Source organism: Sporomusa termitida (assembly GCF_007641255.1).
In the GTDB taxonomy this organism is placed as follows: Bacteria; Bacillota; Negativicutes; order Sporomusales; family Sporomusaceae; genus Sporomusa; species Sporomusa termitida.
Genome location: NZ_CP036259.1, coordinates 159945 through 179844, shown reverse-complemented (window position 1 = coordinate 179844; position 19900 = coordinate 159945). Strand labels below are relative to the sequence as shown.

General features: G+C 47.1%; 14 protein-coding genes and 3 CRISPR repeat arrays. Of the genes, 1 reads left to right on the top strand and 13 read right to left on the bottom strand.

The window, feature by feature from the left end; genetic code table 11:
- Positions 1 to 8: 8 nt before the first annotated feature.
- The 10 genes from SPTER_RS00910 to SPTER_RS00865 all read right to left on the bottom strand — a co-directional run bounded on the left by SPTER_RS00910 (position 9) and on the right by SPTER_RS00865 (position 14664).
- Positions 9 to 959: a CRISPR-associated protein gene (locus tag SPTER_RS00910; RefSeq protein ID WP_144348638.1), complete on the bottom strand. Its 951-nt coding sequence runs from the start codon at positions 957 to 959 to the stop codon at positions 9 to 11.
- Positions 946 to 2997, bottom strand: a complete 2052-nt coding sequence (locus SPTER_RS00905) for a hypothetical protein (RefSeq protein ID WP_211367386.1) — start codon at positions 2995 to 2997, stop codon at positions 946 to 948. Before SPTER_RS00905 ends, SPTER_RS00910 begins: the two co-directional genes overlap by 14 nt.
- Before the next feature lie 416 nt (positions 2998 to 3413).
- Positions 3414 to 3705: a CRISPR direct-repeat array (repeat unit 30 nt).
- 167 nt (positions 3706 to 3872) lie between these two features.
- On the bottom strand, positions 3873 to 4562 hold the full coding sequence (gene cas6, locus SPTER_RS00900) for a CRISPR-associated endoribonuclease Cas6 (RefSeq protein WP_211367384.1): 690 nt from the start codon (positions 4560 to 4562) through the stop codon (positions 3873 to 3875).
- A gap of 320 nt (positions 4563 to 4882) precedes the next feature.
- Positions 4883 to 5507: direct repeats of the CRISPR family, unit length 30 nt; unit sequence GTTTCAAATCCTAATAGGTAGCCTAGAATC.
- Positions 5508 to 5813: 306 nt separating this feature from the next.
- Positions 5814 to 7925, bottom strand: coding sequence for a TIGR03986 family type III CRISPR-associated RAMP protein (locus SPTER_RS00895; protein ID WP_170233086.1), 2112 nt, complete (start codon positions 7923 to 7925; stop codon positions 5814 to 5816).
- A gap of 16 nt (positions 7926 to 7941) precedes the next feature.
- The gene (locus tag SPTER_RS00890) at positions 7942 to 8349 is read right to left on the bottom strand and encodes a hypothetical protein (protein ID WP_144348634.1); all 408 of its coding nucleotides are present in this window, start codon (positions 8347 to 8349) and stop codon (positions 7942 to 7944) included.
- The gene (locus SPTER_RS00885; protein ID WP_144348633.1) at positions 8346 to 9791 is read right to left on the bottom strand and encodes an RAMP superfamily CRISPR-associated protein; all 1446 of its coding nucleotides are present in this window, start codon (positions 9789 to 9791) and stop codon (positions 8346 to 8348) included. The genes SPTER_RS00890 and SPTER_RS00885 overlap by 4 nt, the downstream gene beginning before the upstream one ends.
- On the bottom strand, positions 9769 to 11421 hold the full coding sequence (locus tag SPTER_RS00880) for a hypothetical protein (protein ID WP_144348632.1): 1653 nt from the start codon (positions 11419 to 11421) through the stop codon (positions 9769 to 9771). Before SPTER_RS00880 ends, SPTER_RS00885 begins: the two co-directional genes overlap by 23 nt.
- Positions 11399 to 12127 (bottom strand): hypothetical protein, encoded by a 729-nt coding sequence (locus tag SPTER_RS00875; protein WP_144348631.1) that lies wholly within the window; start codon positions 12125 to 12127, stop codon positions 11399 to 11401. The genes SPTER_RS00880 and SPTER_RS00875 overlap by 23 nt, the downstream gene beginning before the upstream one ends.
- Positions 12087 to 13640, bottom strand: a complete 1554-nt coding sequence (locus SPTER_RS00870; RefSeq protein WP_144348630.1) for a Cas10/Cmr2 second palm domain-containing protein — start codon at positions 13638 to 13640, stop codon at positions 12087 to 12089. The genes SPTER_RS00875 and SPTER_RS00870 overlap by 41 nt, the downstream gene beginning before the upstream one ends.
- A gap of 16 nt (positions 13641 to 13656) precedes the next feature.
- On the bottom strand, positions 13657 to 14664 hold the full coding sequence (locus SPTER_RS00865) for a DUF6602 domain-containing protein (RefSeq protein WP_211367382.1): 1008 nt from the start codon (positions 14662 to 14664) through the stop codon (positions 13657 to 13659).
- A 630-nt stretch (positions 14665 to 15294) separates the two neighbouring features.
- A CRISPR array of direct repeats spans positions 15295 to 15785; the repeat unit is 30 nt; unit sequence ATTTCAAATCCTTATAGGTAGCCTAAAAAC.
- 945 nt (positions 15786 to 16730) lie between these two features.
- Here SPTER_RS00865 and SPTER_RS24455 point away from each other — a divergent pair.
- Positions 16731 to 17051: a hypothetical protein gene (locus SPTER_RS24455; protein ID WP_170233085.1), complete on the top strand. Its 321-nt coding sequence runs from the start codon at positions 16731 to 16733 to the stop codon at positions 17049 to 17051.
- A gap of 445 nt (positions 17052 to 17496) precedes the next feature.
- On the opposite strand, the gene SPTER_RS00850 is transcribed toward SPTER_RS24455, so the two are convergent.
- From SPTER_RS00850 to SPTER_RS00840, 3 genes are all read right to left on the bottom strand, one after another.
- A complete protein-coding gene (locus tag SPTER_RS00850) occupies positions 17497 to 18261 on the bottom strand; it encodes an aminoglycoside phosphotransferase family protein (protein WP_144348628.1) in 765 nt (254 codons plus the stop codon).
- A 439-nt stretch (positions 18262 to 18700) separates the two neighbouring features.
- A complete protein-coding gene (locus SPTER_RS00845; protein ID WP_144348627.1) occupies positions 18701 to 19315 on the bottom strand; it encodes a DUF6036 family nucleotidyltransferase in 615 nt (204 codons plus the stop codon).
- Positions 19294 to 19533, bottom strand: a complete 240-nt coding sequence (locus SPTER_RS00840) for a hypothetical protein (RefSeq protein ID WP_144348626.1) — start codon at positions 19531 to 19533, stop codon at positions 19294 to 19296. Before SPTER_RS00840 ends, SPTER_RS00845 begins: the two co-directional genes overlap by 22 nt.
- Positions 19534 to 19900: the final 367 nt, after the last annotated feature.

Below are 19900 nucleotides of genomic sequence, written 5' to 3'. Positions count from 1 at the left end.
TCCTCCTCTTACCACAATGGCTGCACAAACGGCTCAACAGTACCACTGATTTTCACCCCGGGATGCAGCCAAATCCGGCAGCGGGCGATTTTCTCGCGCTTTTCGGCAACAACTGCCAAAAGTCTAGTCAGATCAAACACTACGTCCTGCAGAGAAGAGGGCTGTTTACCGGCTGCCTTCCAGGCGGCTGCGTCAGGCGCCATTGCAATCAAATCCTCCGGATAACCGATGCGGTAAAAAGGATCGTTATACTCAATATGTACTAAAATCAGGGGCTGCTGCTGGCCCCGGCCGCGGGCCTGGCGATGCTGCGTTCCCTGCCATAAAGCCCGCAGCAGGAGTTCTTGATCCGCCGTCGTCATCCCGGAATGCTCGGCCGCCTTGGCATTAATCACCGCCGGCATGGCAAACACGGCAAACGGCAGGGTATAGCTCGTCCAGATCGTCCCCTGGGTTTTTCCTTCGCCCTCGTCGTTGGAGTCGGTACTGGGCATAACCACCGTGCCCTGCACATATTGCGTGTCAACCGGGTGCAGGGAGTGAGCCCAGCCGAACTGCACCGGACCGGTCAAATGGAATTTCGGTTTAACCGAATATACAATACCGAAGGTGCGGACATCAAAGCAGTGATCTTTAAGGACACTTTTCATGTCATCCTTGGCTTGCTTTTCGGCGCCCACGCTTCTGGCAATCAATTCGGCCAGACTGCCCCGCCCCAAAAGCTTGCCCTTATCATTTATCTTCTCCTGGACAAAGATATGGTTTTTCTGCGTTGCCCCGCCGTTATTCTCATAGGCAATGACAAAGTCCCGCACATCCCGCTTTATGCTGACATCGCTCAAGGAGATCCGTCCGTCCTCCTCGGGAAATAATCTTCTGGCATCACTGTCATTTAAGGGGTCCCGGTTGGGAATGCCGTCTTTTACCGCTTTAATAAATAAGATTTCACTGCTGTTCATTGTCATTGCCTCCATCCTCTTCCGTTTTATCATTCTTTTTATCGGCTTTATAGAGTAAGTACCCGGACCAAAAGGCCGTCATAAAACTATCTTTTTCCGGCACCAGCTGATCCTGCTTTGCCAGAAAGCCCAGCAACGCCTGGGCCAGTACCGGACGAAAATTGGCGCCAAGCTTCATATTCCATTGCTGAGCCAGTTCTTCACAGCGCAATAAGCCATTCTTCCAGATCATCGCCGGGGTCAGCTTACTGCCGAATTTCATCACCCGTTGCTTAACAAAATCTTTGCCGGTCTTTTGGTAATACGAATTATGAAACTGTCTGAGCAATAACCCCGCCGTAAAGCCCAATTGCTCTACCGATGCCAGATGACAAAGGTCCAGCCGGCCCTGGCTGTATAGAGCCTTAAATTCATCCCAGTCTGACAATATCATCACGCCCCCTTGTTTCTGTAAAATTTTCTGTTCATATTGGTGTAAAAAATACAGAAAGCTATAATAGAAGATCAGTTCCTGCACCATTTGCCAGGTGTCTTCCTTATTGGCCAGTTCATTCAACCGCCGGGCGGTTGTCAGCCGCAGCCGCTCTAGGCGCAACGGTTCCTTGTGCAAGGCGGCCTGCAGAGTTTCCCACACATATCCCGGTCCAAAGGCATTGGCCAGCAGCGCCGGCAGGGTCTGGGTTTTATAAACCGCCTGTTCTGCAACCCCAAAAGCCAGCTGAATTTTTCCCGTCTCACTCACTTTAAGATCATGCAATATTTGCTCAATTTTTCCGGCCACACTGGGCACAATATCCTCAATCACTGCCCGGATATGCATATTCCCCCGGGACAAATCCCCGGAGTAATACAGGATAGTCAGACGGTGCTCATCCCCTATTTCAGGAACAACCCGGTCAATTCCGGCCAGCACCTTCAAGTGCAGGTCACTGTTACTCTGTTTCTCACTGTCCTTTTTCAGCATGCGCCGGTAGTTCGCGAAAAGCTGCTGCGATCCGCCGTCCGTCAGCGGCAAGACTAGCGGGATGCCATAAATTGACTCAAAGCTTGTTGCTTTCATATTCTTTTTGGCTTCTACACTGGTAACAGGGGCAAACATTTCTTTTAGTACCGCGCTGGCAACGGGAACCTGAATTTCTTTCAGGAACTGCACCCCATAGAAATAGGCAGCATAACTTTCCGCATCTACTTTGATGCCTTTCGTCCATTCATCATCCTGCCAATAGATAGAGCGGGGCATGTCCCAGGTCGGGGACAGCCAAAGCCAGGCTTTGTTGTAGATAGATACCACTTCCGCTGCCGGTTGGTTGGAGAAAGTGGATACTGCATTTTTTTCACTGCCCAACTCAGCCGCCTCATAAAATTTGGCCTGATTAATGCATTGCAGTACCTCTTCCCCGTCTAAATAAAGCTGCCGGCCAGGCTGCAACCGGCTTTCGTTAATCCACATGAGGGTTTCATCCTCACCCATCCAGTCTTGTTTTTCCTGGAATACATTCAACCTTGCATCATAAATCATCAGGATCCCTAACTGCTTGTCTTCACTAATAAATTCAGTTGCCTGCGCTGCCAATAAGACAGCAACCTGATCTGCCAGCAATTCCTTTTCAGACAGTGTCATATCTCTGTACTGCAGTGTATTGTTCAAGCGAGGACTAAGAAACTCTTTTTTAAACTGCTCCTTCTCGCCTAAAGCCTTAAGGTGAGGATCGTACAGAAGGTAGCATGGCAAAGGATAAATTCCCTGGGCATGAAGAGGATTGCCGCCGTTAGGATAAAAAATAGGAAACGTCACATTGCGTTGAGAATCTACCGTAAAGGTTTCTTTGTTGTTCTCCAAAGCCATATCCCCTAATTCAAGCTGTTGTAAACAGCTATCCCCTCCAGCCAATTCAATTAAGAATACATGGCGAAAAAAGTTTTTGCAGTTTTCACTGCTCACGTCGGTAAGAAGCCGGATTTTTTCCCGGCAGGGCATCCCCCCGTCTTTTATGGGACGGCCTATGCGGATGATTGACTCAGCGAGCAATTGTATCACCTTCTTGTTGATTTCAATTAGCAATGAGTAACCGCTGAACTTACATAATGAATTAAAAAAAGACAAAACTTTAGTTTTTTTATCCTTGTCTTTTTTCGGGAAATTTCATCCATTTCCTGCATGAATATTCATTATTTTACAAATTAAGAATTTTTTGCCAATTTTAACTCCCAACCTAGTATTTCAATGCCATCCAGTTGAGAAAACCCAGTCCTCCCAGCCGACTTGACCCTGACCACCACCTTTGGTAAAATTAGCCACGTTTTATAAACATGGGTAATTATTACCTATGTAAGTTACCCTATTTAAATCCGTTTTTTCTGATTGCCCTAAAGCTCCCAATCCCACGGCCTCAAATTCCTTATAGGTAGCCTAAAAACGTAGCATGGACGAGGAGAGAAGACTGTGGTATGTCGGTTTCAAATCCTTATAGGTAGCCTAAAAACGCCATGAACGCGCTGGTTGCTTCCCTGGTCGCTATGTTTCAAATCCTTATAGGTAGCCTAAAAACGGTGATGTTCAGTTTCTTGCTATAGAATCAGACGGGTTTCAAATCCTTATAGGTAGCCTAAAAACCGGACCGGTGATAACTGTCAGGCCCGGACTAAGGGGTTTCAAATCCTTATAGGTAGCCTAAAAACGAGTTCGTTGGCAGCGCCGCTCATAAGAAATTACTCAGTTTCAAATCCTTATAGGTAGCCTAAAAACCCATTGAAAGTGCGATATTGTTGAGGTTTTTCCCACTCATGCTGAGCTCTCGAATTATCATCATTCCCTTAAACCCGCGATAGGTCTATATTGGGTTTGTCGTCGGTCTCCGGGGATTTTTGCGCTATTGGATATCGACGACAAAATTACAAGCTTAATTCTGATGGTTACTGCAACTCCACACAGCCAAATCCCTGACTGTTCTTGCTGCCGATGCCACCATCCACGGCTAATTGCAGCAGTTCTTGCGGCCCGGTTACCAACAGCTTGCCAGCGTATCCTTTAATGATTATATCTTTATAATTAACCACCTTTAGCCTTGGCAAGCCCAGCGCTTTGGCCGTCACGTTCCCTGCCGGTGCATCGGTGCCCCAAAAAGCCCGGTATTTTTTTTGTAGATTTTCACTAAACAAACGCCCGTAATCTGCTTCCCCCGGCTGAAAATATACCGTGTATTTCCTGCCGTCCGGCCTGAGCAAAGTGCTGTAAAGCACAGCCGGCGACAAGGTTTTTACTACAGCCTGATCTCCGGTAACCTTTAACTGCCTGACATTAATTTTTTCTATCTCCGTTGCCTGCGTTCCCAGGCGCATATTTCCCGTAGCAAGCAATATATTGACCAGAGAGTGGCAAAAATCCTGCATAGGCGAGGAAATTGTCAGCTTTATTTCGCCGTCAAAGGCAATGTTTTTTTTAACCCGGTCCAGTTGATAAACTCCTTGCAGCAAAGAGAAGCTAAACAGTTTAAAACTGCGTTTCCCATCTGTGTAGCCTTTCTCATGCAAAAAGGCTGCCAGTTCTTTATGGAGAGAATGATATAAAGCCCCCTGCAAAAGATAATTATAGCTAATAGGCAAAACCAACCTCCCGCCGGCAGGTTTAAAATGAATATCCAAATGCATTGCATACCGCTCCTTGTATCCACTTGATAAATTCTGGCTGTTCTTTTCATTAAAGAATTTACTTAGACCGGCCCAATATTATTCCCAAACGCAGCCAAGCGGCATTGTTGATAGCCTTAAAGCCTCACGCGGGAATAGATCGTAAAAAGGCCATAACCTTCCCAATACTGTCCCCCGGCAAAGCAAATCAAGGGTGGTCAACTTTTGCATTGACAAAACTAATAAATAGCCTAAAAAACGCATAAGTCTCTCAATACTTGGTCTTTCTGATATTAAGTTTCAATTCTTTATAGGTAGCCTAAAATCGGATCAGGAGCAGGTGAAAAACCAGAAAGATTACTTGTTTCAAATCCTAATAGGTAGCCTAGAATCCCTCACCACCACCTGCACGGCCGCCGCCTCTGTACTGAGTTTCAAATCCTAATAGGTAGCCTAGAATCACATCTATACTTAAATCATCGCCTTTACTGAGCATGAGTTTCAAATCCTAATAGGTAGCCTAGAATCGCATAGCCCCTCAATGCTTGGAATTTCAGGTATAGAGTTTCAAATCCTAATAGGTAGCCTAGAATCTTAGATAAAATCACGCCCAAACGTACATAGGCGTGGTTTCAAATCCTAATAGGTAGCCTAGAATCAAAACAGATAAGTGTTACACTTTTCCTTTATTTCTAGTTTCAAATCCTAATAGGTAGCCTAGAATCGTAACAGGAAAATTATCATCGTCCTACCGGATGTGGTTTCAAATCCTAATAGGTAGCCTAGAATCCAGAGGACCAGTAGGCTCTGTTCTTCCGTACACAGAGTTTCAAATCCTAATAGGTAGCCTAGAATCTCGTTCAGCCATAGCGCAATACTCCGGATTTAGTTGTTTCAAATCCTAATAGGTAGCCTAGAATCCCATTTTTACCGCACGAAATAAGTGTTTCTAAATTGGGAATTTAGAAATGCATAGTACGCCATTTCTAAAGAAGCCTTGCTTTACGCAGATTCTTTTGTCGTCGATCTCCGGGTATTTTTACATTACTGGACATCGACGACAATTTTTAACTATGCAAAAAAACTAATCGGTTACTATATTGATCATAAAATACATTTCATCTTGATATTTCGGCTTGTATAATCCCAGGTCCTGCATGAATACGTAAACATTATGCAGTCTTCCAATCCTGCCAGTTGCTCTGCAATCCAAATCCGTAAATTAAGTTAACTTTTTTTCCCTGTTCTCTTCAAGCGCCAATGTTTTGGATAACCACCCTGTGAGGAATTTGTTTCTGCTGCTATTTTTTTCGGCAGTTGATCCCAGGTGATAAGCTCGCTGGCATCCTGCAGTTCCAGTTTACTTTGCAGATATTGACGGAAATGGACGGTGTTAAAATAGTTGCCGCCCCCCATGTCTGCAATAAAAGCATCGATATACTCGCCCCAGGTGGCGTCAGCAATTATCTCTTCCGTATCCACGACCAGGGATGTAAAATCGCGGCCGCTTTTCTCCAGCGCCAGTTGCCGCACTTCGATTTTTACTTTTCCATACCCATAGGGCTTGGCCCCGCCAACGAGATCGTAAGCCTGTTCCAGTTCACTGCGGAATTGTTCGGCTTGCGGGCCATATTGCCGGGTTTTTAACAGCTGTTTAGGTTCCAGACTGAGAAGCAGAACCCCCAGTTCCGCTTTGGTGAGGTTATGAAAATAAATCTTCCCCCGCAACAGCCTCACACTGCCGTATTTGATGACCGGTTTATAGCTTAGCATATTGGGATTCGGCCAATCCGCCTGATTCTGAACTTTTAACTGCTTGGGTAAGATATGATAATATTTATAGCCATTTAATTGCGGACGCGCCGGCTGCTCATAAGTCTGCAGACTTTTCCCTTCCGGCTGCTCAAGATACATGGCACAGGCCGAGGCGTAAGGCGTCGGTAATAAGAATGGCTGTTTTTGCAATTCTAACGTTTGTGCATCGGCGAGTTCAATGTCCAACGAAGTAAACCGGAGCCTGGATTTGTACGAGGGTATCGTGTCAATTGAAACATCCTTGCGTTGATCCGCGGGCTCCTTTTCCGCTGTAAATCCGAATAGAGCACTAGCGCAATCGACTTTTTCCTGTTTTCTTATTCCTAATAAGCTGGTCAATTGATGTCGGCAGGGAATTTTAAAATATGGCGTCCGGCCGATATTTTTCAGTTTTTCTCCGTCTAATTGAAAAAACACAACCAGACCAACAGAACCACTATGCCTCATCAGAATATTATCATAGCTGCCAAAAATATCATAGAATTGCTTTTTCATAATTCCTATTTCTGTTTCTTCATCGAATGCGCGATTTTTTTTCAGATTCTGCTGATATGCAGCAATCAAAGCATCAGATACTTTGTATTGGTTGGAATGATTTCTATTCCTGTCATTTTGTCCAGGTTCCAATACCAAATAATGGGATCTTTTTGATGATGCATTGGTCGAGTTAAATAAATAGGCCAAATGACACTTTTCTTCGGGCAGCTTGGCAAAAGAAAGGTTATCAACTGTATGATTCTCATTAACTTGGGCAAATAAGCGCTGTTGATAAGGAATAAAAGAATCATTCGGCACCAGACCAAAATACTTCTTCTTCATTTCAAATTGCAGTTGTCTCCGCTGCAAAACCTTCTCGTTCATATCATCAATCTGTTTCTGAATCCTGGCAAATGTGCTTATCTTGTTACTATCCCAACAAAACAAGGGAGAAAATTGTTTAGCTGATTTGTCTATTTGCATCTGGATCAACCGGTGTTCTTTAATAGATAAGAAATTTTTATCACCTATTTTGGGCGCTGGAATCACATAAAAATCATTTTCATTTTTTATCAAAAATCCAGCCTGAACCACATGCTCGATTCCCTTATTTTTGACTAATCCCAGTTTCTCTCTGTAAAGCTTACTGAGATCTCCCGCCAAATCCCGGTACAACAAAGGCGTCGTGTTAACAAACTGCGGGTAGCTAGCACTCAGAATTTCCAGATTAGCCCGTATCCTGCCACGAAACTGACTGCCGCTCACAAAGTAGCCACCTTTCAGCTTTTCCCTGGTTTCCAGTACCAGATCAGAGCAGGGCTGCAATGTGTATTGAACAAAGCCGGATACATTGTTGTTTTCCTTACGATCATGACCGGGAAGGAGATTGCCGGCCTGACGATTGCCCTTAGAACCAGTACGCGTTTTTTGATAAGGATAGTATGTCGTTGCAGAAAAAGGTACAAAGTCATAAGGAAGTATGACCTCTTTATAGGCCTTTAACTGATTGAGCCTATTATCCATATTTCGCGGCCTCTCATTTTCCATTTTATCCCCATCCCTTTCACCGTCCAAGGCAGTATAGCACCGTTTTTTCCACATAGGCCAAATGGTCCTCATCATAATTAATATATTCTTTTACTGTTAACGAGTAATACCCGCTCTGATTCCGAAACTTCTCCTCCAGCTCATATTCGCGGGAAACAATCTCGTCTTTCGCAAAGGCATTTTGGTTATGCAGCAGCGGCTCGTACTGCACCAGCCTGTCCTGGCTGCGGGTCACAAAGATTTCCCTGGTCGTATCAAAAAAGTGTGCTTCCAGCAGTGTTCCCCCTTGTATGGCTGCCAGCAGCCTGCCGTGAGCCGGCTCCTTCGCCCGGCCAAGCAGCACACAGTCCAGCGTATGGGCAATAAAATAATAATCATCATGCATATCCAGCTTTGCAATATCAAAAGCAGAAAGTTCATTCACTGCCTGCACCACCCTGCAAAAGACTCCCACCACATCTCCAGCTGCCTGCGATTCCCTGTTGACAATTCCGGACCAGTTTCTATCTGCCAAGTTTCTTCACCAGCGCCAATATTCACCGTTGGCGCCAGGAACTGCCCCAGTCCCGCCACTGTCCGGCCGCCCAGCGGTATGAGGCCTGCTCCCAGACGCCGCAGGACATAAACCAGCGGGAATATATAGTTCAGATATCCGTCATCAGCAGGCTTAACGGCCAGCTCCAGGCTGATGACAGCCGTTCCCTGAATTTCCTGCTGACGCTTAAGTGCGCTATCGTAACTGCTGCCGGTCAGCCGGTCAATTTTAATATATATGGGCAGGTCTGTTTGCCGGCTATCCCTATTTACAGCGACCGGGGTTCCTGTAACCACGATATCGTGCACGGTCAGCTTGCCGGGGCTACCGGTGCCGCCAAACAAGTCCGTCAGGTTTTTCCCGCACCCCTGGTCGGCCGTGTCGCTCATCATACGCCCAAGCAGACGAAGAACCTCGTGCCGCAGCACTCCTTTCAAACTGGCGGCCGGAATATAATACGCCTGCTCCTGCCCTTCCTTATGTTTGCCGTTATCCTTATTATCTCTTTTTTTTAACAAACCGGTAAGCGGCTCGCGCCTGGCCCCTGCCGCTTGGGCACCTGCATCTGCAGTCACTGGAAAAGCCTGATAGACGCCGTAAGGAAAAACTCCTTGCAAAGTAAACGTAACCGCACACTGTGGCACTAAAGGATATTGCGGCATTGCCTGCCAGGGTACATCCTCCATGGCCGGCTTTTCCCGGCTGCCGAAAATATACCTGTCCAGCGCCTGACTGTTGTCCAGGAAAACTACTCTTGCTTGCAGCGAATCCAGCGTAAACCGGCCAAAACCATTGCTCTTTTGCCCGCCCAGCAATAGTTGGCCGCCGGCAAACCCGTTGGCCCAGGTGGCAACAAGCTTTTCCAGTTCCGCAGGCTGCAGCGCATCATTATGTTCCTTGCCCGCTCCCGCCCATACATCACTTTCAATTTTAAAATTAACCGTTGTGCCTGCCGGTAAATATTCCAGCATGTATTTCTGATGGGGCTCCGCCGCGCCATATACAGGATTGACCGCAGTTCCTTCTTGGCGAGGAAGCCCCTGTTTTTCCCCATCAGAGTAGTTTTCTATCATACCGTCACTGATATAAATACGACTTGGCAAGAATTTCTTCTTTTCCTCTGCCGACTCAACCTCGCCGCCCATCGCTTTTTCGATGTCTTCTGTCCGTACGCCCCCCTGCTGTAAGTATGCCCGCAGGGCTCCGCCCAGAGAATTTCCCAAAATTACCGGCTTGCCATCCGGCGTTTTGACCACCTCGGTCTCGTTGGCGCCGCAGCGGACCGGCGAAACCGCCCGGATTGCAAACTCATAAATCAGTCTTTGCCACATCGGCTTTCCTCCCTATCCGGATCTTCAAGCCCATTTCCAGCAACTGAGAAATAAACCTTTTTTCTCTCCCCGTTACTTCTGTCCTTTCTGCCTGTTCTTTTTCCCCGGCATAAAATAGCCGCCCCGGCGCGGTTTGCAAATACCGCTGCGCATAACAGGCAAGCTGTGTGTTCTCCGCTCCGTTCAGGTAATCCAGCACAGCAACAAAATGACAGCCTGCTATGGAACACTGGCGGTTATCGCGTGTATAGGGCCGGTCGGGCGACAAATCCCGGCAGTTCAGCCACCGCTTCATATTTTGCAGATGATGTTTTTTCAATTGCGCGGCAAGAATAAAGCGCTCCGACTCCGGACCCTGCGCCAATTCATCCATCAAAAATATTTTCTGCAGCCAGCGATTTTTTGCTCCAGCCAAACCGGCGGCTAGAAGCTCCCACGTATCCCGGACATGTTCGTCCCCTTCAATAGCGGCCGCCAATTCCCGCCAGTTGGACTCAAACATCCGCTCCGGTTCTTGCTCTGCCGGCCGTTCACCAATCTGCAGCACATCCGGATAGGGAAGATTGACGCCTAACCAGCCAAATCCGTCCTGCGCCCGCTCTCCCACCAGCCGGCTTTCCAAGCGGTCCGCAATGGCTTGCAGCTGCTCTCCCTGGAGTTCCCCGGCAAAGGTATAATGCAGCACTGAACCTGCCTTTAATGTGGTTTCCTTCGGATAGCGGGCCTGCCAGGTGGCGTTGTAGCCCTCGCTGATGCCGGTGTGGATAAAACGTTTTTCCAGACTGACCGGCTCGCCGCTGATGCGCTCGATATATTCTTCCGGTATAGCATTCACCGGCTGGCCGTAGCAGTTGCGCACCAAAACATCAGACAGACAGGTAATCCACAGGTCCCGCCCCGGTGCCTGCCGCCGGTCCTGATCCGGCAGCCCCAGCAATACCTTGGCCTCCTGATAACACGCAAGCACATTGCCGATTTTTTTCCACCGGCACAGACCATAGCCGGAGCTTTTGGAGCCGCCCAGATAGACCGGTGTTTCCTCTTCCGGAAACACTGCCATCAGCAAAGGCACCAGCGCCGGGTCGCAACGAAGCACCGTGCGGAAAACCTGGCCGGCGGCGATCGCCTCATAGCGGAACAGGTTGTCCCTTTCCTCCCGGTCCCGGTTCCTGCCGGTATTGTGATGCAGCCGGTATTCCTTAGCCACGTGCAGCCCGCTCAGCGTTTTCCCGTCATACGTTGTCAAAAAACGGTAAGGCAGGGTATTTTTCCGCTCCTTTGTTTGCCCTGCCGCTAATGGGACAACCGCCGCCGCGCTTTGTAGCGCGTGGGCGCAAACCACCTTTTGCTGTCGCCAGTCGTGTTTATTCAGCCGCAAATGCTGCGGCGCCGGTAAATAAAGGCGTCCGTTCCGGTAGGGATAAGCATTGTGGCAGGCTGCTTTAAGCAAAATATCCTGCCAGGCTGACGCAAACAAGCCTTGCTGTTTTAACCGTCCAATCCAAGCGCCGCGAATGGTCGATCCGGGTATATAGTCTTTCGCCGGTTCCCGCTGGCTGGCCTTACTGCCGCCGGCACCGATTTTCAGCGGTTCCTGATTAATAATCTCAATAACCAGATAACATTCCATGCGGCGCCCCCGTTTCCTGGATTTTGCTGCTTGTTAACGGTATGCGTTGCCCATTAATCAAAAACTGCGCCTTCACCAGACCGCGCCCCCGGTGAATTCCCGCCCCCAGCCGGTCCAGCGAGCAGACAATCCGCTGTAAGTCAGCCAGATACGGCTCCGGATCTGCCGTAAACCGAACCGTTGAATAAAACACCATTCCTTGTTTTACGGTATGGTAGGTTGTCAGCCGCCCGTCCTTGGCTGCTCCATCCGCAATTTGAATGCCTGTCCGGGTATTGGTCTGCGCCTCAATTAAATCGAACGGACTGAGAAGCGCTGCCTCGCCGCCGGCCTGCAGACCAATCAGATGTTGCCGAATCCGTTCATCCAGCTCCAAATGTCCTAAATGCATGATGCCCGGCTGATACAAAAGCCGGCGATCCGGCGAAAGCCTGGCCAAAGACGTTTCTTCCTGGTTCATGCCGAATATAACAGCCATATTCGCCAGCAACGCCTGCGCCAGTGCCTGATCGAAGCTGCGGTAGCGCTCCAGGAGCCAAAAGGCCTGCCGTTTCAACTGACCCTTGAAGGTTTTGGCATGTAAATATACCAGCCCGTACTTGTCGGTCAGCACCCGGTCTTGCACCAGATTGCATTCTTTTTCCCCGCTGCTGAAAATCGCTTCACTACAAAGCCGCACCTCGATTTGATAGGTCGGTTCCGCCATATTCTTCCTCCTCCTGCAAAGCAATAAATGGGCTGGTTTCCAGAATATCGTTTAAGATATAGGTCCGGGAAAATGGCACGTCTTGTTGCTTAGTAGTCAGAGCGGCGTATTCCCAAACTCCGGCTTTTGCGCCAAAAATCCGCTCTGCCAGCTCCGTCAGCTTCCCACTGTCCTTGTGAAACTCCAAAAACAGACGGTACTGTTCCCAGCCGGCATAAAAATGCTTGCGGCACTCCGCCAGCGACGAAGTGCTGACTTGCTGCCGGACACAACGTAAAAAGTCAATAAACGCATCATAATGATAGATCCCCTGTGCAGTTACCGGCTCCGCCGGTACTGTCCGGTCCACGCGCAGCGGCTTAACATGGAATATTTCCTTCACCGGGCCGGACCGTGCGTACTGTGGCCGGGCAACCGGCACCGGCCCCGGCAGCACCTCCCAGTCGATAAAGCTGCCCTTGTTGGCCGGTACTTTATATAGCGCTTCTTTCGCCCGGCTGCACAACCCTTCCGCCGCCTGCACCAATTCAAAAAACGGATAATTATAGCGGGCAATCGCCACTCCGGCGCAGGCGGTCAGATAATCACCCGCTATCAATCGGCCTAAAAGAGAATTATTTTGTTTTTTCCGGCCCGAAACCATTTGGATTGACCGGAGAATCGCGGCAGCGATTTCAATGGCCTGCTCGGCCTCAACAATCAGGCATATATCATCACCGGCCATCAGCACCGGGGTGATGCAGATCCGCCTGGTTCGCTCCCTATCGGGAGCAAAGCAGGAAAACAAAGCGTCCCTGACCGCTTCCCGATAGATGGCCTCGATGGTATTGCTTAATTCTTTTATCTCGGCAAAGCCACTGGCGCCGGCAACCATTTCGCCCATTTTATTGCCGTCAATGGCAATGACACCGATGTAACTTTTCCCCTCTTCATCCTTTTTGTAATCTTTCAGCTCGGTGGTAATGAAAAAATGCGCCGGTGGCACAAGGGCCTGGAATTTTTCCTTTAAATATTCCCGGGCTGCTTTCGTTTCCGAAGAATTCTTTGATTCCTTCCGCACTGCCTGGCCGGTTTCATCAATTTTCTCCACTCCATAGGTCCACCGCCGGCAGCGGGACCGGCGCCTGTTTTTTTGTTCATCTGCCGCCTTATGCAAATTCTCAATCAGTTGTTTATCTGTACCATCGTCCCCAACCAGACTGATATAGAGTTCCAGATCAGGATGCCTGCGGAGAACGGCACTGGAGAATTTTCTAACAAACTCTTTGCCTATATCCGGCGTATCCAAGCGGATAATGCTGTTGCCGCCGCCGGAATAAACAAACGCAAATTGTCCCGGATGCGCTTGCTCTAAATAAGCGCTGAGACAAAAATCCTCCGGCCGGTCCGGTCTGTCCAGTTCTTCCGTGATGGCCTTAATAAGAAAGGAATTATGCAGATTGTCCCGCAGCTTATTATTCTTGTATATAAACTCCTGCTTACGGGCCACATCAATATAGGCATAGACAGCCATGATAAGCCTCCTTCTCCTAGGCATTCTGTTCCGCTTCACAGTGCGGCTGTTTTTGGCGTTTTTCCTTTATTAAGTTGGCTATATCGTTAAATTGCTGCGCATAGGCAAAGTGAGGAAAAAGCATCGGGTTATTAATCAACATCAGCAGCTGGTTAAGCTGTAAATTTAAAGACAATATAGGATTGCCTTCAATCTCCAAATCTGCAAGAGTGTTTTTTACTAAGGTAGAGGAATCAGCTGCAAAGATAAGCCCTTTGTAGGAATCGGGATCACTTTCAGGTATGTCCCTTTCCAAGGCAAGGCCCTGCAAATCATTGCTTGCAGAACTGATTCCGTTTAGCTGCTGCCCCCACCAGCCCAGGTTTTTCTGTTTATTGGCAACAACAAGCTCAAAGTACTTATCCTTATCCTTTTTCTTGGCAATAATAAAGTCAAAAGATTGCTGTAATTCTTGCCAGCATGCTTCCCAGGTCCCGTCGCGGACTACTTCCTTTAAGCAGGCTAAAATCTTGATTGGACGGGTCCCGGTCTGGGTGGGATTGTTCAAGCCCGCAAAATAACCGGTCGCCATTCTGGCAATGCCCGCCCGGCAAGTCCGTAAAGCATCAATGCTTTTTGCCCACTCCGTCAATTGTTTATTCCCCGGGTCAACACTCTTGCATTCAATGACTACTGCCACCGCCTCAATCGGAATGAACTTCAACATATTATACCGGAATACATACGGCGTATACTGTTCGTCATAAACGGCGATATCCACTTCCCGCGAGGCATTGCCATAGGCATCAATAATGATTACTCCCTGGGCCAGAGAAAACTTCTGCGGAATAATGCCCCGGAAAAAATTAAGCCACATTTCTTCCCGGCAATGACCGGTTAAACCGCCGTGGATAGAGGACAAATTCAGCTCGTTCACCATTTTTCGGTTTAAATCCTGATAATTCTCATAGATTTTTTCGAAAACCTCACTTCCGTCCGGTTCTTGCTTTGTTTCCTTGTTATCCGCCAATGCTTCAGCCCTCACTTTCTCCCCCTTTTCACCGGAGAGTTGTAATAAAACGCCTTATAGTCAGGCTAAAATGGAAAAGAGGGGTTTAAATAGATTATTGAGTAATTTCAATTCCTTATAGGTACTAAAAAACATTCAAACCATATGATTATTTTTTGGTTTTTCGACTTCATGCTCTCAAATCCTGCAATAAAATACAATTTTTACAAAAATTCTTGCATTGTTACATTCATAATGGCTCGGTCTGGCCATGGCTCACGCGCTTACGACGCTAGATTCGGGCAGGCGCCGGCAATTGCCTACAAACGGGACAACAGTCTATCCGCCAGGAGTTTATGGCCTTCCCGCAACAGTAATCTGATTAAAGCGCAACGGCGCCCGCCAGGCCGTTGCGCTTGAAACACCCTAAATGAAATGTAGCAGGCAAAGATTGCCCGCTACATTTCATTATTCGAACTAAAAGCTAAACGCTTCATCAAGCGAATCCATTTTTCTTTTTCGCCAATGCCGGAACAGAATTCTGCTTTGATATCAACTCTGTCAACAGAGCCGGAAATACAACTTATTAAGCAGCAAGTAACCACAACTTGCTGCTTAATAAGTTGTGGTTACTTTCGGCTAATTCTGCAAGGCTATTGCCCACACAGTTCCACTCCTTATAGGTAGCCTAAAAACGGTCGAACTCAACGGGAATTCATGCGCGAGCTGGCTGCATTTCAAATCCTTATAGGTAGCCTAAAAACAGAAGGTGGAATTTACAGTACGTCCGCAAGTTACAGATTTCAAATCCTTATAGGTAGCCTAAAAACACGATATAGATTGCGTCTACGATTATTCATATTTAATTTCAAATCCTTATAGGTAGCCTAAAAACTCCTGACGTTGGCTATAGCAGATACAGGCGATATCCATTTCAAATCCTTATAGGTAGCCTAAAAACGAATGCTGAAATGCTGGCAGTCGCAGTAGCAGAAGCATTTCAAATCCTTATAGGTAGCCTAAAAACGGCCTCCGCGGCATTGGCCATTTTCTCATGAGCGGATTTCAAATCCTTATAGGTAGCCTAAAAACGCCAGCAGTGCATCCTGACCGATAGCTTTATTCTGATTTCAAATCCTTATAGGTAGCCTAAAAACCCATCTTCACCGCCTAGAATCAGCCTTTTATAAGCAAGCTTATGAAACCATACACGGTCTTACCGGCCGCCAAAGCCTTTATTTTCGCTAATTTTTTTGTCGTCGCTCTCCAGGCGTTTTTACGCTATTACCCATCGACGACAAACTTCACAGCAGGCAGGGCATATAGCCGCCGCTTATCTCACGGGTGGATCAATCTTGTGGTTATTTGGTTATTTTTGGTCTTTTCGACTTTACTCTTGCAAATCCTGCCCAAAATACAAATTTACCAAAATACTCCCATGCTTACAGTGCGCCTTTCAGCCCCGTCCCGCCAGAAAATCCCGGCCGGCCAGCCGATCCGCACTTGCAATTTACCGCAAACAGGCTATAATTAGAAATAGGTGGAAATTAAAAAGTCGACGTGACCTGAAAGTGCGGCAACACTTCCAGGCCCGCGCAAGGTGAATACAGCACCTACACACGTAACAGTCAAGCTGTCCACGACGACATTTCTATTATACACCGGTCCTCCGCCGCAAGACAAGCCGGCGGGACGCGGGCTTAATAGACGTTGCCGCGGCGCCGGGCTGTGAGGGCGACAAGACGCAGCAAAGCATTCAGGATCTCCTCACTCGCCAATGGTCAGCACCAGGAATAACCTGGCTTGCCAGGGTGACCGCTTCGCTGACCCGGCCGGGTTTGTCCGGCTTATTGGCATGGAGGCTGTAACAGACATCGAAGCAAAAGCATGTGTAGGGTAAAACCTTCGCATGCTTTTTAATTTCCCCCTGTAAAAAACTGGCGGCAGTGCCCATAGCGTGCTGCCCCAGCCTAAATATAGGGGGTATACATATGTCTTGCAAACCAGGAACCCGGCTCCTGCCAACTGCCCAGTACCCAAAGCGCCGCGTCCCCGCTGGCCGGCCACGCTGCCGGCCCGGGACAGGACAGGAGGACGGGCTTGTGCTAAAAGGGATGTTGCATGCGGCTTTTGATCAGTACGTCTTTACCAGGGTGGATAATATCCTTAACCTGGCCGGTACCAATGACCCCGGTTACACTAAGACGGGCGGGGAGGTCAGCGCCGCCCTGGACCGGGTGCTGGCCCTGGCCCGGGCGCTGAAGGCCCAGCACCCGGAGCTGCTCGATCTGGTTATGGATTTCGAGGCGCTCACGGCGCTGGAGTCCGGCCAGGCGGCGGAAATTGCCTATAGACAGGGGTTACGGGACAGCAGTCAGATCCGCCAGGAGTTTATGACCTTCCTGCAGCAGCAATATGATTGAAGGCCAACGGCTCCGCCAGGACTCCTCGCTTATAAAATTCTTATAGGTAGGATAAGAACCCGTTGAAGGCGCGCTATGTCTAGAAGTTATCCTATCCTGTGCTGGTCTCCAGTTTTTTTTGCGCTATTGGTATCGACGACACGGCTGGGCTTACACATAGTTTTCCGCGATCAATCTCATTTGATAGTAAAATGACCAAAAAAAGTTAGGCATAATTTAATTATATTAAACAATTTTCCGGGAATGAGTCCTGTCGTTTACAGGACTCATTCCCTTTAATACTTGCCTTAATACGACGATGATTATAATAACGACGACTGCCGCCAGCAGTCGTCTAACGCTTCTGATTCACATCAGAAAGAAGTTCTACCGCGATACTTTTCCTCAAAAACTTGAAAAAATATCCCTGTTCCTTGTTTATCCAGCAAAAAAGCTTTTCATTAATTTAAGAAGGCAACCTTCCATTTTCAACAATATGAAGAAGAACATTAACAGCATCATGTAAATTATTTTCAGATAATCTTGCTCCTGCAATGATAGGTAACCATTTTAGCACTTCTTCTTTAGTTACAGATGTTGATCTTTCACAATAATGTTGTAAATAGAGGTTAGCAACTTCCTTATTCGTAAGTAAATAGAGAAGAAATGACCGGCAAACATCAGCTGCGATACAACCGCAAGTAGCATCTACCCAATCAATGATCACTAAGCCTTGATTGGACTGAATAATATTGAAAGCATGAAAATCTCCATGGCAAAGCAAATCCTCTGATATAAAACTATGTAACATATTTTGCAAGGTTAATTTCTGATTTTTATTAAGCAACTTTGCAGCTTCAATATCTCGCATTAATTTATCTTTCTGAGAAGGAAAATCTTTTGCTTTTACTTTGTGTACTTCAATTTGCAACTCAACAGATCTGCTTATAAAATCAGCAATATGCCGCATATCAGCAAGCATACGATCGCCAAGTGTTTTTCCCTTGATATACTCCATTTCAATCATAACACGGTCATTACTTACTGTTACACCATAGACCATTGGTACAGGAAGGCTTGCATTTAAAGCCAGTTGTTGTAGTTTCACTTCAAAATATGCGTTAGTCTCTAAATATCCAGGTTCAAAAAGCTTAATTGCTTTGTTTTCATGCCGGAAGACAACTGCTTTACTGCCAAAGCCAATTCTATTTACCAAATCATTAATTCTCATAGGTTAGCATCCGATCTATAGTTTTGGTAGTGCTGGTCGAATTGCCTGTTCTCATAAAAAATTAGAAATGATATTGCAGCAGAGGTCCTGCTTTCAGCGGCCAATTACGTTTCTTTGCATTACATGGATTAGTAAGCTTCTGACAAAATGGCTCTATCCCCATTACATCTAATGTATTCGTTGCCCCAAGAAAAATACTGGCTTCTTCAAAACAGTAATATCTCCGCAACCCAGCATATGCAAGGGTTTTCTCAGTGTTTTTCCAAGCGCAGCCGGTCATTTTGCAGCTTCAATAAAAAAGTCTCATAAAGCCGCTATTTATAAGGCTTTCGCCGGCCTGGCCCGCAAGTCCTGCCTGGAAAAACCAATAAAAAAAGAGCAGTCCCTAAAACTACTCTTTTTACATTAGGCCATTATTTCGGCATCCGCCCGTTATTCCCTATGATTTCTTTTCTGCCTCCGCCTGCAGATCACCCGAATCTTGCCGAAAAATTTCTCGTTTTTCTTTAGCCCATTCCTTGCTAGTTTGAATCACAGCATCACATTGCAAATCCCGGGCGCGTTGCTCAAGGTATTCCCAGTCAATACGGTCATAGTTTCCCACCATAATATATTTTACCCATTCATCCGGGTCGTTCCAAAACCTAATTCCTGAAGCACGGTCTATTAATATATCTTCCACACTGATAATATTGACACTTGTTCCATCAGGGCCAATAACCTTCTGTACCCGCTCCCAGCTGCCATCCAGCGGGCCTTTCGGGAATTCGACTACCACCTGTTGATACTCGGGTAAGTACCATGTACCGGAGTCATTTTTAAAGCCTAGTCCTGTCATTACCTCACCGATATGATCGGGCTTAGTCACAACAAAATCAATATCACGGGTTAAATAATTGGCCACAGTATAGAACTCCACTGCCGAACCCCCCACCAATACTGCCTGTGTGCCTTTCTGCTCCAATTCAGTAGCAATAATAGCGGCAACGCGCATTTGCCGCTTTAAGGGATCTTCTATTTGCGCCGCCAGGACTATTTTTGCACGGCTGTCCATAGCATTCGATACCCTCCTGAATTTTTTTGAATATAGCCTTCTTCTTCCGCTTTTTTAACCGAATAGTACACTGACCGAGCTAAAGCCGTAGCTTCCTCCTCAGAACGTCTGCCGGCTGGACGTTTATTTTTTTTCGGCCGCAATGAGGGAGGAATTTGGTTAAACCGCTTACGTGTTTCCTGAATGGCAATGTCCAAACTTATTGGTTTTTTTATCATACCGGACCTCCTTCCCGGGTGTTTAAGAGAATAAATAATTGTTCGTAATTTAATACATTTTTTCCTTCTAAACCTGTTCTTAAAATAAAAGAATCCGCCAAAGCGGCTGTTTTAATTCCCCAAAAAACGGCAGGATTATGGGGCAAGGTTACTGTTCGGCAAATCACTATTCTACCTATACTACTCTTTATTACAGCTTATATTTATCGTAACCAAATTTAGGTAAAAATACATCTAATGTGTTCGTTGCCCCAAGAGAAATACTGACTTCTTCAAAACAGCACAATCTCACAAACCCAGCCTATTCAAGGGTTCTCTCAATATTTTCCAAGTGCAGCCGGTCATAATGCAATTGTTCACAACAGGG